This is a genomic window from Paenibacillus sp. UNC217MF, from assembly GCF_000686865.1.
GTDB classification, from domain to species: Bacteria; Bacillota; Bacilli; order Paenibacillales; family Paenibacillaceae; genus Paenibacillus_B; species Paenibacillus_B suaedae.
Genome location: NZ_JMLT01000018.1, coordinates 89,474 through 106,230, shown reverse-complemented (window position 1 = coordinate 106,230; position 16,757 = coordinate 89,474). Strand labels below are relative to the sequence as shown.

The 16,757-nt window shown below is 43.4% G+C and carries 10 protein-coding genes and 2 pseudogenes; 8 read left to right on the top strand and 4 right to left on the bottom strand.

The window, feature by feature from the left end; genetic code table 11:
- Positions 1-404 precede the first annotated feature (404 nt).
- Together BP95_RS0111410 and BP95_RS0111405 are read right to left on the bottom strand one after the other, a co-directional pair.
- The gene (locus BP95_RS0111410; protein WP_028532207.1) at positions 405-1,766 is read right to left on the bottom strand and encodes an FAD-dependent oxidoreductase; all 1,362 of its coding nucleotides are present in this window, start codon (positions 1,764-1,766) and stop codon (positions 405-407) included.
- Between the two features lie 260 nt (positions 1,767-2,026).
- On the bottom strand, positions 2,027-2,920 hold the full coding sequence (locus BP95_RS0111405) for a CPBP family intramembrane glutamic endopeptidase (RefSeq protein WP_021254059.1): 894 nt from the start codon (positions 2,918-2,920) through the stop codon (positions 2,027-2,029).
- 263 nt (positions 2,921-3,183) lie between these two features.
- Between BP95_RS0111405 and BP95_RS0111400 the strand changes: the two genes are divergently transcribed.
- From BP95_RS0111400 to BP95_RS32420, 4 genes and pseudogenes are all read left to right on the top strand, one after another.
- Positions 3,184-4,542, top strand: coding sequence for an erythromycin esterase family protein (locus BP95_RS0111400; RefSeq protein WP_028532205.1), 1,359 nt, complete (start codon positions 3,184-3,186; stop codon positions 4,540-4,542).
- Between the two features lie 161 nt (positions 4,543-4,703).
- A complete protein-coding gene (locus tag BP95_RS0111395) occupies positions 4,704-6,512 on the top strand; it encodes a helix-turn-helix transcriptional regulator (RefSeq protein WP_021254061.1) in 1,809 nt (602 codons plus the stop codon).
- A 147-nt stretch (positions 6,513-6,659) separates the two neighbouring features.
- Positions 6,660-6,803, top strand: a pseudogene (locus BP95_RS32425) (DNA-binding response regulator); the annotation flags it as partial.
- A gap of 7 nt (positions 6,804-6,810) precedes the next feature.
- Positions 6,811-7,201, top strand: a pseudogene (locus BP95_RS32420) (alpha/beta hydrolase); the annotation flags it as partial.
- Between the two features lie 223 nt (positions 7,202-7,424).
- Here BP95_RS32420 and BP95_RS0111385 read toward each other — a convergent pair.
- On the bottom strand, positions 7,425-11,729 hold the full coding sequence (locus BP95_RS0111385; RefSeq protein WP_028532203.1) for an S-layer homology domain-containing protein: 4,305 nt from the start codon (positions 11,727-11,729) through the stop codon (positions 7,425-7,427).
- Positions 11,730-11,903: 174 nt separating this feature from the next.
- Here BP95_RS0111385 and BP95_RS34410 point away from each other — a divergent pair, with 174 nt between their 5' ends.
- Both BP95_RS34410 and BP95_RS34405 read left to right on the top strand, forming a co-directional pair.
- Complete coding sequence (locus tag BP95_RS34410) at positions 11,904-12,278, top strand: serine hydrolase domain-containing protein (RefSeq protein WP_028532202.1); 375 nt, start codon at positions 11,904-11,906, stop codon at positions 12,276-12,278.
- A 284-nt stretch (positions 12,279-12,562) separates the two neighbouring features.
- Positions 12,563-12,994, top strand: a complete 432-nt coding sequence (locus BP95_RS34405) for a hypothetical protein (RefSeq protein ID WP_028532201.1) — start codon at positions 12,563-12,565, stop codon at positions 12,992-12,994.
- A gap of 169 nt (positions 12,995-13,163) precedes the next feature.
- On the opposite strand, the gene BP95_RS0111370 is transcribed toward BP95_RS34405, so the two are convergent.
- Positions 13,164-14,123 (bottom strand): NADP-dependent oxidoreductase, encoded by a 960-nt coding sequence (locus tag BP95_RS0111370; protein ID WP_021254065.1) that lies wholly within the window; start codon positions 14,121-14,123, stop codon positions 13,164-13,166.
- Positions 14,124-14,459: 336 nt separating this feature from the next.
- Between BP95_RS0111370 and BP95_RS0111365 the strand changes: the two genes are divergently transcribed.
- On the top strand, positions 14,460-15,059 hold the full coding sequence (locus BP95_RS0111365; protein ID WP_021254066.1) for a nitroreductase family protein: 600 nt from the start codon (positions 14,460-14,462) through the stop codon (positions 15,057-15,059).
- A gap of 305 nt (positions 15,060-15,364) precedes the next feature.
- Positions 15,365-16,528: an Ig-like domain-containing protein gene (locus BP95_RS0111360; protein WP_021254067.1), complete on the top strand. Its 1,164-nt coding sequence runs from the start codon at positions 15,365-15,367 to the stop codon at positions 16,526-16,528.
- The last annotated feature ends 229 nt before the right edge of the window (positions 16,529-16,757 follow it).

Below are 16,757 nucleotides of genomic sequence, written 5' to 3'. Positions count from 1 at the left end.
ATATCGGAGTACTTTTACATTGGCGTGATAATCTGTCTTGCAAAAAAAATTGTAAAAAAACCTTACGATTAAAAATGCCATTACGTTCCTATCCAGATGTGTTGCTGTTGTTGCGTAATAAAAATGTAGTTTGTCGAGCAGAAAAAAGGTTGGGCTTAAGAAGGGCAGGCAAAAAGGGGAGAGTCGCCAAACTATCGCTATTCTTAAAAAGACGCTAACCGAAGTGTTTGTTTATCAAGAAAAGTGATACATATAGTAGAAACTACTGATAGAGAATCAATGGCCATGGTTTCATTTGTACAGATGTCAGAAACAATGGTGGTCATGAAAGTAAATCCCATGAAAGGGGAGTGTCCCTCGTCATATTCAATGACTATTGGGACACTCCCTTCATGGTAGTGCTTTTAGGCGTGCTGCAGTTCTCCGTCTACGAACTGGGGAAGTGCGGCAATGCCGGCCGTATTCAAAAAGTTCCAAGGCTTGTTAAAGTGAGGCTGGAAGAAGAAGTCGACGAAGGCCAGCTCGTCGATCGTCATCCCATTTTGAATGCATACCGACAAGGTATTCATCGCTTGGGTCAAGTCAACTTTGGACATGATTTGCGCTCCCAACAGGCGGCGGCTTTCTTTCTCATACACAACCTTCAAGGTTACGGTCTCTGCCGATGGCATAAATTCCGGCCGGTAGGCATCGATTACCGTAACTGCTTCGGCATTGATTTTCTCATCTGCGCATGCGACCTCGGTAAGTCCTGTCGAAGCCAGGTTGATATCGTATATTTTGAGACCGGATGTCCCCTGCGTACCTAAATATCTCGTCGTTGGCCCCATTAGATTGCGGGCTACCAGCATTCCCATCCGCACTGCATTGGTAGCCAGCGGGATATAGGCAGCTCTACCTGTCGGATTGTAATGAACAGCACAGCTGTCGCCGGCGGCAAACACGTCCTGCTTGCTGGTTTGCATATATTGATCGACGATGATTGCGCCATTTGGCAGCATATCCAACTGACCTTTGAGCAGTTGGGTATTCGGTCGGAATCCGATACAAAGAATGACCATATCCGTTTCCACTTCACCCTTGTCAGTGATGACCTTGTTAACGATGCCGTCCTTGCCTTCAAAAGCTTGAACGGTCTGCTCAAGCGCAAGCTCAATGCCTTTGCCGCGGAACGCTTCCTCGATCTGGCTGGTGAATTCGGCATCCAGGTATCGGTTCAGAATCCGGTCTCCGCTATCAATTAACGTTACCTGCTTACCGCTCTCCTGGAACGCCTCCACAAGCTCTACACCGATATATCCCGCACCGACCACTGTGATGTGGTTTGCCTGTTTAGCTTTTTCGATGATGTTGTTCGCATGTTCGTAATTTTTGCACAGCAGAATGTTGTCCAGCTCCATGCCTGGAAGCTGTGGAATGATCGGCCAGGATCCCGTCGTAACAATCAGCTTATCGAAGCAATCATTGAATTCTTCTCCGGTCAGAAGGTTGCGCACCTGTATCGTTTTCGCATCCGTATCAATGGAGAGAACCTCGTGGCGCATGTGAGTAATGACACCCAAATCCGCCAAGTGCTGCGGCGAGGAATAGAAGAGTCCTTCCGGCTCCTTCACGACACCGCCCACATACAATGCGATCCCGCAAGATAAGAACGATATATTGTCGTTGCGTTCGTAAACGGTAATCTCGGCATCGGGGTATAGCTTGGCGGCATTCACCACTGCTGCTGTTCCTGCATGCGTACAACCAATCACTGCAATTTTCATTGTATTTCCTCCTCGAAAATAAAATATAGGTAAACCAAAAAGGTTGAATTTTAATGTGATTAATGTGACATATTTCACAACCACAGTGTACTGTGATTTATTTCACAAGTCAATAGCTAATTGTTCTTTTTTTCACAAAAAAAGTAGTTGTCGGCTGACACAACATAAAATCCCCCTTAGTGCTAAGGAGGATTTAGGATCAATCCAATTCGTTACTCTCTTTTTCGTCAATGAGAATGAGTAGAAAGCTTCATTTCTAGTCACGTCAACTCTCGGACTTTTACTGTTCGTGACACTATAATTGCTGCAATGATAATGATAAATGCCGTAAGGAGACCCGACTCACCAATCCAGACCTCAGAAAACTCCCCTGTTGTTGCACGAGTGAAAGGACCTTGGATTACAGAATTCCATGAGGTATGGATAATGACAGAAGGCCAGACGCTGCCAGTGGCTAATCGCAATCGGGCGGTAATATAACTGAACGGAATGATACACAGGTAGATGCCTAGGACAGAGAGAAGGACAGATGGCCCAGCCACATACATACCCGATATGACAATCGGAATATGCCAAGTTGCCCAGATCAATCCGCTAAGCAAAATAGGACGCGGAGCCTTGGCCTCAACTAAACGTGTCAGCATATATCCCCGCCAGCCGACTTCTTCCCCCATAACGGGGATGAGGTTGATGATACTTCCTGCAATGCCAGCCACTGCGACCATAAGCACGAAGCTCAGCGGCGTAGGCAAGTACTGCAGACCAAGAGCATGATAGTACGTTTCGAAGGTACCTCCCACAGGAAGCTGGAACGAGGCTATACCACTCATCCAGGCGGTGGAGTAGGTGATTCCGCAGATGAGCATAGGAATGAGCAGGCCCAGTCCGATCCCTCTCCATACTTTTACACTGCCCAACTGAAAGGATACATCTGCAAAACCTTCCCGCAAGAGGAGACGAGTTAGAATCGAAGCGATTGCCGGTACGAACATGTACACAACAATAAGCAGAATATTTCCCGACATGATGACAACCGTATTTACGATCAGCGACAACACGAATAAGAAACCAAGAAAGAACGTAAGGCCTTTTCTGGCATGTTTTACTTTCACCTCCCCAAAATCCGAAGCGTTTTTGTTTCCACGCGATTTCAAAATTACATCCTTCCTTTCGACTCATAGAAATGTTTTATATTGATGCCCTCAATCTTTCGCAAATTCAGTATGACCAATGGGGCGTCATTTTTCATAGTGAGGCTTGTAACGAAATGACATGCGGTATGTGTCATCAATATTAATGACAGGATGTAACTAGAAAAAGTGATGCGGACTGAATGATAATCAGGCTGAGCGATTGACGTACAGCATGATTTGCCGTGTATTGCGCTCATCAAATTACTCAATTGAGGTGGAATAACATGAATAAGAAAATGATGGTTAGTGGCATGGCTGCAGTAGTTAGCACAGCGCTGTTGGTTGCTGGAGGAGCTTCGAATGCTGGTGCACGGTCAACAGAAGTGACTCATTCCGTGCAGACGTTGCAAAATAGTATTGTGAAATCCTTTGAATCACAGGTTTTTCCATTGAAGACGATTGACCCGACTCAATCGTTTGCAGATTTAAAGCCGCTTAAGAAGATGATCGGGGATGCTCATTATGTAGGATTAGGAGAGGAAACTCATGGTAGCTCTGAATTGTTTACGATGAAATTTCGTCTCGTGAAATATTTAGTTACGGAGATGGGATTTACGAACTTCGGGATGGAGGAGGATTGGGGGAATGGTTTGAAATTAAATGAATATATCCACACAGGCAAAGGAGATCCCAAGCAATTTTTGAAGCTATTATATCCAACTGATGAGATCGTCGCTATGGTGAAGTGGATGAAGGATTACAATGCTAATCCAAAGAACAAGAAAAAGATTCAATTTATCGGGCTCGATCTAAAGTCATTGGATAAAGATGTCTACGATACAGTCATTAACTATGTGAAGAAGCATCATCCCGATATGCTGTCTGAAGTCGTGCAGAACTATAAAGATATGCCAGCGGTAACTGTCAATTTGCAGGAGTATATGAAGCTGACTCATGAGGAGAAAGCCAGGTTCCAAGCGAATGCGGAAAGAGTTGTCCAATTGCTTGAGAAAGTAGCCGTAAAAGACGAGAAGAAGGCTAATTCAAATGAGCTTACGTGGGTGAAAGGGACGGCGAAGGCAATCAAGCATTATACAACCATGATGATTCCTGAAGATTATCCGTCTTTTGTCACCCTCCACGAGCAATATTTGGCAGACCTTGCCGTATGGACAAAAGAAACACTTGGTGGGAAAACGATGATCTGGGGCCATAATATTCACGTAGCTAAGGGTGTTATCGATAAAGAATGGTATCCGAAGCCAGCTGGGGAGTTCCTGAAGGAACGTGTAGGTGATCAATACGTCGTTATAGGAACCTCGATGACGGAAGGGCATTTTACAACATACGAGTTTGACATGAGTAGCGGCGGAAAGATTATGACAGATGCAATACCGCAGCATAAAAACAGTACGAACGATATGTTCGGAAAAGTATCTTACGAGAGATTCCTATTGGACGCTCGCCATCTGAAGGGAGAGGCAGGGCGATGGGTGAAGGAAAAGCAGCCGTTCCTCAGCTTAGGGGCGCGGATAATACCGGGCCTGCCGCCATATTTCAATGTGCCCCTGCGGGAACGGTTTGACATTCTTGTCCATATTCGTAACACAAGCCCATCCCATATGTTACAAGTACAAAAGTAGGAAATCATTTCTGGAGCAATCGGGATACGGTTGCTCTTTCTTCTTCTACTAGACCTTACTCCGCTCGAAGGTTCAATCATTTATTTCAGAAATTAATGGTTCTCAATTAGGTTGTATGTGGTGTAACTTGTAGATATCTGATGAAGGATTGAGGTATTCCTATGAAAGAATGGATGAAGCGATGGTTGTGGTCAGATTGGGTCATGTTATGTATACGGATCTCATGGTGGATCACGCTCGTGATTAGTCTATGCATATTGCATGAGCGAGGATTGCCGATACCACTTTGGGCAGCTATGGGGCTCTCTTTTGTTCCATTATTCGTCCCGCTTTGGCTTCAACAGTATCATTTGCAGTGGTATTTGATTGCTGAAATGGTGTTGTCGGGGAGTTTTGTTATTTTCCTAAATCTCTATGGGATATCGAATGTATGGCAATATGCCCCGATTGTATTTGTCATTGGCTTTCTAAGCAGTAATTCTACTTACCGATGGACAGCGATTCTATCTTCTGGTGTCATCCCGTTTATTCTCGGCTGGGTAAGTAAAATAAGTTGGATTGATATTATCGTAGACGTCATTTTGCATTATGGGATTGTATTTGCCTTGGGATATGCCTTTCAATTAGCGGTACTTACGCATAGGCAGGGGCAAGTGATCAAGGAGCAAAATCGGATTTTGGAACAACATGTGACTCAGGTTGAACAGATGACGTTAGTCGAGGAGCGAAATCGACTATCTAAGGAGCTGCACGATACGATTGGCCATACGTTGACTTCACTCATTATGGGAATGGAATCGCTGCGTCAGGCGGCAACAGGCGATCAAACTGAACGCATTGATGCTCTTCTGCGCTCTGCCCGCAGTGGACTAGAAGAAGTTCGAACTCATTTGCATCAAATGTTGTCATCTACCCTACCTGCATCTTTTACGACTTCTCTACAAAAGCTGGTTAGCAAATTCAAGGATACAACAAGGATTGAAGTGAAGTATCGAACATTAGGTGAGGAGTATGCCGTGCCTAATCCGATCAAATTAACATTGTACCGTTGTCTACAGGAGGCATTGACGAATGCGGCTCGTCACGGACAAGCAACGGCCATCGAGGTCTATTTGCATTTCGAAGCGAATCAATTGCGTTTGCAAATTCAAGATAATGGGGTAGGTAATGAACAGTTGCAGCCAGGCTTTGGGCTTTCTACGATGAAGGAGCGCTTGCTAGAGTTGTCAGGCCACTTATCAGTCCACTCTCATCGTGATGAAGGGACGGTCGTGCTCTGTACAGTGCCTAGATATGAAATTGTGCAAAGCAAAATACGGCTTGTTATCGTCGACGATCAGCAGTTGATTGTCGATAGTCTTAGCATGATACTTGATAATCAACAGGATCTGCAGGTAGTAGGAACGGCCGGAAATGGAAAATTAGCTGTTGAGTTGTGCGAGCAGGTTCATCCAGATGTTATCTTGATGGATGTCCGTATGCCTGAAATGGATGGAATCGAAGCTTTACAAGTGATTAAGGAAAAGTGGCCTGATCTACAAGTGATCGTAATGAGTACCTTCAGTGATGTAGAACAAGCGGTGACCGCACTTCAGTATGGGGCAGTGGGATATTTGTTGAAATCCATACAGCCCAAGGAGTTAATCGACACGATTCGCCTCATTCATGCTGGAGGCATGTCCATCACCCAGGAGATCGCGGAGCAAGTATTCGAAGAGATGAAGCAGCAGCGGGTGCAGCTCAAGGAACGTGGAAATATCATTTGGGATAATCCATATGGATTAATTAAACGCGAGTTCGAGTTGTTGGATCTACTGTACCGTGGATCACGTTACAAAGCTATCGCCGCTAGCATGAATCTTTCGGAAGGAACGATCCGCAATTATATATCTATCCTCTATTCCAAGCTAGGCGTAAATAACAGGCAAGATGCAGTGGACAAGGCGAAGGAAGAAGGATTGATTAGTTAGAAGAGGGGGCTTTGATAGATTAGTGGCAATAATCAACTTCTCCAAATAAGTCTATGAAATTCACGGGCTGTTTTTATGCCTCAAATCCATTTATAGTATAATGGATTATTAACAGCATAGATGGAAAACTGGGGAAAGAGGGAACATATGCCTACTATACTAGTTGCTGATGATGATGCGAACATTCGCGAACTTGTATGTTTATTTTTACGCAAAGATGGGTTCACAACAGTTGAAGCTGCAGACGGTAAGGAAGCAATGGCCGTCTATGCTTCAACGCATGTCGACATTTACGGCATTGGATTATGTGAACAAATATCCAAACGAGGTGACTGCATTTGTCGGAATCGATAGCAGTGTTCCAACACAACCAGGTATGGATGTCGAATTCCCATTAAAAAGATTAGAATTCCTCAAAAAATCAGGTCTCTTACGATTTGCTCTTATATTTAGTGCAGACCCCTATAAGGGTCTGGCATTCGATGAAAAAACCGTAGAGCAAATGAGTTTGATACTTTGTACAAGCGAATAATGAAGGGAGAAAGGAATGGGTACCTCTGCATGAAGAGCAGGTTAAAGACTCGGTACATGGAAAAATAATCACCATGGTGGGATCGCATTATTTGCACCACACCAAATTCAAAGAAATCGCTGAGAATGTTAGAGCATATATGAAAGAAGTAAAGTAAGTGTACTATTTGGATGAAGACCAAGCTTTGCCGGGTACTCCGTTTCAATCCTGCCAAAGGTGATGGGACGGGGGATTATTTTACTTTCGGCGCGCGTTCCTGGTTTTCTGTCACACGACCGCTGAACGATTCATAACGAAAAACCTGGAGTGGCTGTCTACATAAGGAGTCAGCCATTCCAGGTTTTTTTATTTGCGAACTAGGTTCGTTGAGATACGGAAGATTATTTAGTCTGAACTACGTCAATCAGATCTGCCTTTTCTAGCATACGATGAACGAGCACGGCAGCTTCGGCTCTCGTAATGTCTTTCTTTGGCAGCAATCCATTGCCGGCTCCGTTGATCAGTTTACTGCTAACTACTGCGCTGACGCCTTGTTTAGCCCATGCTCCAACAGATGCACCATCGATAAATGCGGATAATACGGAGTCCGCATCGGCATTGTTAACATAAGCTTTCAAATCAGTCAGTTGCATGGCTTTGGCTATCATAACCATGGCTTCCTCACGGGTAACTGTCTTCCCAGGGTGGAATGTTCCATCTTCATAACCCTTAATAATACCGTATTCCTGTGCTGTCACAACTGCAGCATTAAACCAATCCGATGCAGCAACATCTTTGAAGGTCATGGTTTCCCCTTTATTGTCCATGCCAAGCGCTTGAACAATAATTGCAGCGAACTCAGCCCGAGTAATCGCTGCGTCAGGCGCATAATGGGTATCGTCGACTCCGTTAATCACCATTCTCGACAGCATGTCGGAAACGATACCCTGTGCCCAATGTCCCTTCAAATCATCGAAAACTTTCTGATGTGAGATCAGCAAAAAAGTGCTGTTCGTCAAGCTCTTAATAACGGCGTAACTGCTTCCGTTACGAGTCATAATTTGCGTCGGCACATGACGAATTGATCCATCGTCGTTTAGAGCGACTGCTGTCTTGACTGTGTTAGGGTCGATGCCGCTTGGAATTGGAATTTCACGCTCGACAAAGTTGCTGAACCGACTAATATTCACCTTTTTATCCTTGTAAGAGACCATAACCGAAAAATCAACAGGTGCAGCCATTACAGTAAAATGACTTTTATTCGCTGCATCCCTAACTGATTTTTCCTTAGATGAATCACCCTTGGTGATAACGACCTGAACGGATAGGTCGCTTGTATTTGCTGGCCCACCAAATTTGGCAGACAAATCATTGAGGTTAATCTGTGCTGCTGGCAGCTTGATATTACCGATAGGCGTTGAAATTGCAAGCACGGTTTGCTTGAATTGATCCAATGTTTTTAATACTTCTCCATTTAGGTTTACTGACACTTTATCTGCTTCTTGACTCACAGGAATTGACAATGTTTGCTTGTCTCCACCGTTTGTCAGCTGTGAGGCCATAATGGCTGAATCAAGGGATACGTTCACAACGGTTTGCCCGTTTTCTTGCGTTACGATACTTGAAGCCAATTGATTGCGGGTCGACTTACCGCTGTTTGGATCGCTTATCCAATTGCTAGAATCGGAAGGGCGCGTTCCTGATGACGGGGATGCCGATTCCCTAGTTACGTTGACGGAATAGATTTTTTTCAATCCATTTGCTGCTGTCACTTCCACTGAAATGATGTTTTGACCTACAGCAAGTTGAATTGGACTACTTTCTTGACCACTAGTAACCAGTGCTCCGTTCACTTTTAACGAAGACGGTTGATCATATACCGAGACAGTCACTGTTAATGGAGACTGCTGATCATATACCGAGGCAGTTACTGTTAACGATGAGACACTGTTCGGAACAATCGCTGTGTAATCCAGAATTCTAGAATCGAAGGCTGGATTAAGCGCCCCTTGAGACAAGGCTAAGGCTTGCAAATCCGTCTTGCGATTCACTTGTGGTAAGACGCTTACCTCTGGAGAGAGTGCACCCACACCATTCTCATTGCCTGCCTGAACTGCAAAATAATAAGGTAAGTCGTTTGAAAGTCCCGTAATAAGAGCTGAATTCGCTGCTCCACTTACCCTTGCTACAGGTGCGGTTCCATAGCTACCAGAGGATATGCCTTGGTAAACCTGATAATAAGTGGCCCCTGTTACACTATTCCAACGTAAGTTCACTTGCCCATCTTCTGGCGTAGCAATAAATCCCGTCGGTGCAGCCAACGGATTTGCAGACCCTGGTGTATTTGGATCCGTTGGAGTTACAGGTGGAATAATGTTCCCTGTGTAGCGAGCCATTCGAATTTGATTTGACACCCCGTTATGTTCAGTCCAAGCAGCGAAAAGCTCACCATTGTACTCTTCTAGAACAGAAGCAAACGCTCGTTTAGTTGCGTCGACATTCAGTCCGTCAACACCGTCACCGTCTGCAGAAGACCAACTTGTGCCATTAAACTGTTTGACACGTACTTGCGGGGCTTTTCCGTTGGTTGTTTCCGTCCATGTTGCAAATAGTGTATTTCTGAACACTTTCAAAGCAGGAGGGCTGTCGAGCGCGATATCAGTTGCAATATTTTCTACCGCCTCCCAACTTGCTCCATCAAAACGTTTTACTCTCAACAGAACACCATTAGTGCCATTCTCGACCCATACAACATACAACTCATTGTTGAATTCAATTATAGAGGTGTTGGTGTTGTCGATATCTACAGATTCATTAACGCCTCCATTATCCACGTACACCCAATCTTGACCGTTATATTTCTTAATTCTTGGTTGGTAATTTTTTGCGCTATTCAACTCTAGCCAAGTTCCATACAATTCATTTTGGAACATAGCCAAGCTTGGTTTGCCAACAGTGTGTGATGCAGCGCGCCCAAGCGATTCCCAACTTCCATTAAATTTCTTAACCTGGACGTCATACCCAACATTCGCCGACTCAGACCAAGCTACATAAATTGCATCATTCGTGGATAACAGATTAGGATGCAAAGCTTGTTCCTGAGAATTGGCATTTAGTCCGTTTTTGTCGTCAACCCAAAACACTCCATCCCATTTTTTCACTCTTAATATTCTGACGTTTGCATTGTCGCGTTCTACCCATAGTGCGTATAATTCGTTATTGAAAACAGCTAATTTCGGAGTATCAGCCACTTTTGTAGGATCAACGTTTAAGTCTTCCGAGCCAGATAAGACTCCATTGGAATAGCTTTTAACTACAATTTTTCCATTTTCGACCCAGATTGCATAAAGCGAATCGTTAAATTGCTTCAAATCAGGATGATACGAGTAAATCAAATTTCCATTTAACCCGACGTTAATTTCATTATGAGCAGACGTCCAAGCGACACCATCATATTGTTTGACCCTAATTTGAGTCTGATAATTGTTAGATTCAGTCCACGCAGCGAACAGCTTGCCGTTATATGAGGACAAATTAGGATTCATTGCTGTAAGTGATGATGGATCTACATTTAGAATGGTTTCACTAGTTCCACTCCAGTTTGTTCCATCGTATCTTTTAATATGTATTGTTCCACCCCAATCACGGTCGACTGCTTCGGTCCAGATTACGTATAATGCATTGTCGTAAACTGCAGTTCTTGAATGCTTCGCGTTTTTTGAAACATTTACGTTTAATCCGGCATTGTTAGCACCATCAACGGACGTCCAGCTTACTCCATCATACTTTTTGACTCGGAGATGGGTGTGAACTCCATTTTTTTCGGAAAATACAGCAAACAACTCGTTGTTAAAAACAGTTAAACTACCGTTTGAAATATCGGATGAATCACTACCTAAGCCATTAGATCCGTCGATAAAAGACCAAGTAGTGCCGTCGAACTTTTTAACTCGCAGCTGTGACTTTCCTCCGCTTTTTTCATGCCAGGATATGTATAAATTTCCGTTGTAAATAGCAGACTCAGGGCTACTCGCCAATGAAGAAGGGTTTGCATTTAATCCATCGTTGCTACCGCCATCTACCCATTCCCAACTTGAACCATTGTGTTTTTTGACTCTGATTTGATAGTTGCCATTGGTACTCTCTACCCATACGATAAAGAGGTTATTATTATAGACTATCAAATGAGGGATGTATGCAATAGAGGGGGAATTCATATTCAGTCCCTTGCTGCCTCCACCGTCTACGAAAGACCAGCTTGAGCCGTCATATTTCTTGACTCTTATCTGACTACCTTTATTCGAATTCGATAATTCATACCATGTCACATATAGCTCATTCTGGAATACGGCCATGATAGGATTAGTTGCAGAAGCCAATGGATCTGCGCTGAAACTAGTGCCGCCGTCAACATACTCCCAGCTACTACCATTATATTTCTTGATTTGGATCGTGGTCTTATTATCTTGGTCTGCTCTCTCAGACCATGCCATGTACAGCTCGTTATTATAATTGACCATGTTAGGGTGTGACGTTTCATTGGTGGCGTCCACATTTAAACCAATTGTGCTGTTTCCAATTGGCTGCCAGCCAGTTGCAGCCATGGCCTTGGTAATGCCAGATCGCAGAGGAAGGACTGCTGTAAAGATGAGCAGGAATGCCATCAGTACAGCGATTGTTTTTCGCATGCGTAATTCGGGTTTCATTTACTACATCGCCTCTCGTAATTATGTTTAAGTTCTATCATGTATGTTTGACAGAATTGAACTCATCCTTTAAATATCGACATTTGTAGCTGGCAAATTAAGAGAGTCATAATATCGACATTTGTTGTATCGCTCACTTCCAATACCATATATGGCATCGGTTCAACGAGCAAGATGATACTCACAGCGGCTGTTATGAAGCTAGTAGACGATGGAAAACTAGATTTAGATGTGCCCGTTGTCACCTATATACCCGACTTTACAATGAAAGACAGCCGTTATACACAGATTACACCCCGCATGCTGCTGAATCATTCTTCCGGTCTTCACGGATACATTGGTCCAAATTCAACCTTGTTTGATGATCATGACACGTATGCACATCATACCTTGTTGAAAGAATTGGCGACTCAGGACTTACAAGCAGATCCGGGTGAATACTCGGTATATAACAACGTTGGTTTTTCGTTAGCTGAAATAGTGGTAGAGCGAGTTAGCGGCATGGACTTTACTGCATTTATACACAAGTATTTCACCATGCCTCTGTAAATGAACAATACAAAAACTCCGTAGGATGTTGTAAATCCAACGACATTGGTGGGGGTCTATTATCCTAATTATGAGGGACAACTTCCAACAGAAAATTATAATGTCATTGCAAGCGGAGGGATTTACTCCACTGCTGAAGATCTGGTTACATTCTCGCGGATATTCACAGGTGAAGTCGATGGAATTCTATCTCCCAAATCGGTAAAAGCAATGATGTTTCGTTTGTAAATGAGGATGGCTCGCAAAAATACAAATTCGTTGTTGAGAAAAATGGACGTACATACATGTGGTTGCGCTCCTATATTTCGATACCTAAGCTTGGACAGATCGCTATTTCAGAGTATAAGGTAGAGAGGCTAGAGGCCAACGAATTATCGCACGCTACTGCAGCTGCATGGAAAGCGCGTGAAAATAAAAAATATTACGTGTTAAGTGAAAAATATTCGTCGATGACTTATTTCAATGCAAAGCCGATTCTACAATTGAATAGCGTGAAGGTTGCTTCTGGTTATGTGTTGAATTTTACAATCATTGATGCAAACAAAGCAGTCAACAAACTGCAAATTCCAACGATGGCTGGCCGAGATTCGCTGGAACTTAGGCGGGGATATGTATCAATCACACCGTGGTCAGCGGTAACAATCAAGTTGTGCTGCCGGATAACGGAAGGGTTGTATTTGCTGGAGAGGTCGGCTCTATATTTGAGATTTCATTAAAAAAGGAGTAGGGAGGCTTGTCCAAAGATAAAAGTTCAAAGTGCTGTCTCTAAGATCATTATCGACCTTGGAGACAGCACTTTTTTACTTTTTTATGGGCCATTTATTCATTTATTACATCTTTTATAGAACAAATACGGATACAACTTACATCTAGTAAAAAAGATGTTCAATCCTCTCTGCTTAGAACGATCTTACCTCGTGTTCGTCCTGTTTGATTAGACAGATGTGCTCTTCTTACTCCATCAACCGTCATCGGGTAGACTTCCCCTACGATTGGTCTAATTTTTTGTGATTCAACCAGTTTGCGAATATGATTCATGTTTTCGCCATCGGGACGCGTGAACACGTACTTAATGTTTAATTGACGCTCTGCTTCTATTTTATTTATGGAATCAGGTCGAACTTCATCTGGCCCACCGAATATGGTAGCCACCGTTGCGTTCAACTTCATGCAATATAATGCCTCTTCGAATGAAGAACCACCGAGCGTATCGAGCATGAAATCAAACTCTAGTCCTGAATCTCGGATGCTTTCCTGATCGTATGCAATCACTTGATCTGCGCCTAACTCTTTTACAAAATCGATGTTTTTAGCGCTTGTTGTCGTGGTCACATGAGCTCCCAGCGCTTTCGCCAATTGAATGGCAAAGGATCCAATTCCACCACTTCCAGCTAAAATAAGCACGCGATCCCCTGCCTGAACATTTCCCACTTCTACGAGAGCCTGCCATACGGTAAGGCCCACGAGTGGAAGGGATGCTGCCTCAATATACGTCATATAACGAGGCATTGGAGCAACAAGATTTGCAGGAACAACAATCTCATCGGCGTACGTGCCTTGCTTCTCCATTTCTGGACGGAAGAACACATTGTCTCCTACTTGAAATTTGGTTACATCCGTTCCGACAGCCGCCACTTTACCTGCCGCATCCCACCCCAAGATCAGAGGAAGTTGATACGGAAAGCTTTCTTTCAAGTATCCTTCCCGTACTTTCCAGTCTACAGGGTTCACCCCACTAGCTTTTATCGTAATGAGCAGGTCGTTTGGGCCTACTGGTTCTGTCGGAACGTGAACCAACATAAGCGTCGTTTCATCTCCGTATGTTTCAATGCCAATCCCTTTCATATCAAAATCTCTCCTTCTATATTGGAAGTGCGGTAGGTTATTTACTTGTTATTTCATTTAGTATAGATAATTCAAATTCAAAAGTCATTTCTCTTTCTTGTTGACTATATTCATTTTATTTTATATAATTATCTCGAATTAGAGATACTCTAGTCCAAGATAAAGTAGTGCCATCCCAAATAGCTGTTGTTCATATTTGTATAAATGCGAAACACGCAGGATACATTAATTGAGGATGGATGAAAAGTATCGAAAATGATGCAATTAATTTATTTACACATGTTTCCACAACATATATCGATTTAAAGGATAATCGAATTTAGGAGGAAGAAAACGATGACAAAAGATTTCTACACTGCACTTAAAGAAAGACGTACTTACTACGGAATCAATAAAGAGGTCAAAGTATCAGATGAAAGAATCAAAGAAATCGTCGAATTTGCTGTGAAACACACTCCGTCAGCGTTCAATTCACAATCTTCGCGTTTGGTTGTATTGTCTGGTGAGGCACATAATAAATTATGGGACATTACAACGGAAACATTGAGAAAAGTAGTTGGTGATGGAGACTTTTCTGGAACACAACAAAAAATGGATTCCTTCAAAGCAGGTTATGGTACTGTATTATTCTTTGAAGATGAGGCTGTAGTGAAATCACTTCAAGAACAATTTACTGCATATGCTGACAACTTCCCAATTTGGTCAAACCAAGCATCGGGTATGCACCAATTAGTGGTGTGGACAGGATTGGAAGCAGAGGGATTGGGAGCATCTTTGCAGCATTACAATCCACTGATTGATGATGAAGTGAAAAAAGAATGGAATATCCCTGCTAATTGGAAACTTATTGCGCAAATGCCATTTGGTAATCCAACAGCTGCACCAGGTGAAAAGCAATTCAAACCGTTAGAAGAGCGTGTAAAGTTTCATAAGTAATTAAGTACTATATAAACGGAACATTCAATACAAAGAATCCATTTTGATTTGTCATTATTCAAAATGGATTCTTTTTTTGTGCCAATAAGTAATTTTCATAAGATTTCTTTGCAGTAGATTCTTGCATAACCTAGCCGAAGGATTGAGAAGGAAATCGTATACGCGTGCGAGATGTTCACTTTTTCTCACGATAAGCCGTTAATAAATAATATAGTAAATAATTGGACAGGTGAACTTTTTTGAATCCACCATAGTCTAATCGTTAGCTATACATAGAGAACCTAGTCGTTGAGAGAGGAGAAATTATGAAGTCAGTATTGGAAGTTAGAAAAGGCCGCATTGGCATTGGGTGGCTCATCGTTTGTTCGATGCTTATCTTGACCTTATCATGCCCAACAAGTTTATATGCCCAGAGCGACGCGGTATCGGTGACATACGGCAATCAGCCAGGTTCCGTTAAGGAGTTTGTGAAATATGACGTGAGTCCATCTAATTCTGTCACATTAGGTGCGGGTTCCTCCAAGTCGATTAAAGTATACGGATATGAATCCAATGGGAAAAAAGTATCGCTTGGATCGAAGGTGCAATGGCAGTCAGGCAATGAGCAAGTTGTGAAAATGAGCGGCGCAACAATTAAAGGAGTGGCGGAAGGAAGTACGATCGTTACAGGCGTATATGGATCACAAAGGTTTGATATTTCTGTACACGTTACTGCTACGATTAAAAAACTAATTGTAACTCCTACGAAGGTGGTACTGTCTCCCGGGAAGTCTGCGGCTTTTTCCGTTCAAGCGGTCTATGCGGGCGGGAGCACAAGAGATGTAACTTCACAGGTGACGGCGAAAGCGTCAGGTCAGGGCATCGATGTTGGCAGCGGTGTCGTTACGGCGGTGGGGCAGCCAAAGGGAAGCGTCAGTGTAAAACTGTATTATGGAGGGAAAGGTGTAACTCTTCCCGTTGTACTACAGGAAAACTTGGTGAGTATTGATGTTCAGCCTACATCTCTCGTGGTGGAAGCGGGAGCTGCGAAGCCCATTAAAGTAATCGGCACTTTATCGAGCGGCAAAAAGGTGTCTCTTGCTGGCAAGATAGCATGGAAGTCCGGCAATGATCAAATTGCCAAAGTAACCGTTTCCGGCGTAAAAGGACTTACGGAGGGAACGACGAGAATTGTGGGCGTGTACGGTGATCGTACGTTTGAAATCCCGGTTCAAGTCACACCAAAGTTGAAAAAGCTGACCGTTGTGGCATCAACGGCGAAGCTTGCGCCTCATCAGTCGACGAGCTATCGAGTACAGGCAGTATACAGCAGCGGTAACACGTCTGATGTCACGTCACTTGCCAAGTCGAAGTCGAACGCCAAGGCGACTGCCAATCAAGGGATGATTACTGCAGTAAGTAAAGGGAAGGCTGTCCTTACCTTTTCATATGGCGGCAAACAAGTATCTCTGCGTATCACAGTAGAGTAGGATGATCTTGAGTTCTAGTTCTATACAAGGCCTGCACAGGTTGATGACCTGTAGAAGTAAAGCATGATGTTCGTGTTGCTCGTGATGTCAGCGTCATGAAGATGTATATATCGGAAAGCGGCAGCTCAGGATTCGTCATTCCTGATACTGCCGCTTTTCATTTGCCATTATCGAGAATCTCTTCATTTCACAGGAACTATGTAGACGCCAATTAGACATCTATCCGTAA

Bases quoted from the DNA above. Each gene is read 5' to 3' on its own strand.
- BP95_RS0111410 (WP_028532207.1), bottom strand. From the start codon at position 1,766: ATGAAAATTGCAGTGATTGGTTGTACGCATGCAGGAACAGCAGCAGTG.
- BP95_RS0111400 (WP_028532205.1), top strand. From the start codon at position 3,184: ATGAATAAGAAAATGATGGTTAGTGGCATGGCTGCAGTAGTTAGCACA.
- BP95_RS0111395 (WP_021254061.1), top strand. From the start codon at position 4,704: ATGAAAGAATGGATGAAGCGATGGTTGTGGTCAGATTGGGTCATGTTA.
- BP95_RS0111385 (WP_028532203.1), bottom strand. From the start codon at position 11,729: ATGAAACCCGAATTACGCATGCGAAAAACAATCGCTGTACTGATGGCA.
- BP95_RS34410 (WP_028532202.1), top strand. From the start codon at position 11,904: ATGATACTCACAGCGGCTGTTATGAAGCTAGTAGACGATGGAAAACTA.
- BP95_RS34405 (WP_028532201.1), top strand. From the start codon at position 12,563: ATGTGGTTGCGCTCCTATATTTCGATACCTAAGCTTGGACAGATCGCT.
- BP95_RS0111370 (WP_021254065.1), bottom strand. From the start codon at position 14,123: ATGAAAGGGATTGGCATTGAAACATACGGAGATGAAACGACGCTTATG.
- BP95_RS0111365 (WP_021254066.1), top strand. From the start codon at position 14,460: ATGACAAAAGATTTCTACACTGCACTTAAAGAAAGACGTACTTACTAC.
- BP95_RS0111360 (WP_021254067.1), top strand. From the start codon at position 15,365: ATGAAGTCAGTATTGGAAGTTAGAAAAGGCCGCATTGGCATTGGGTGG.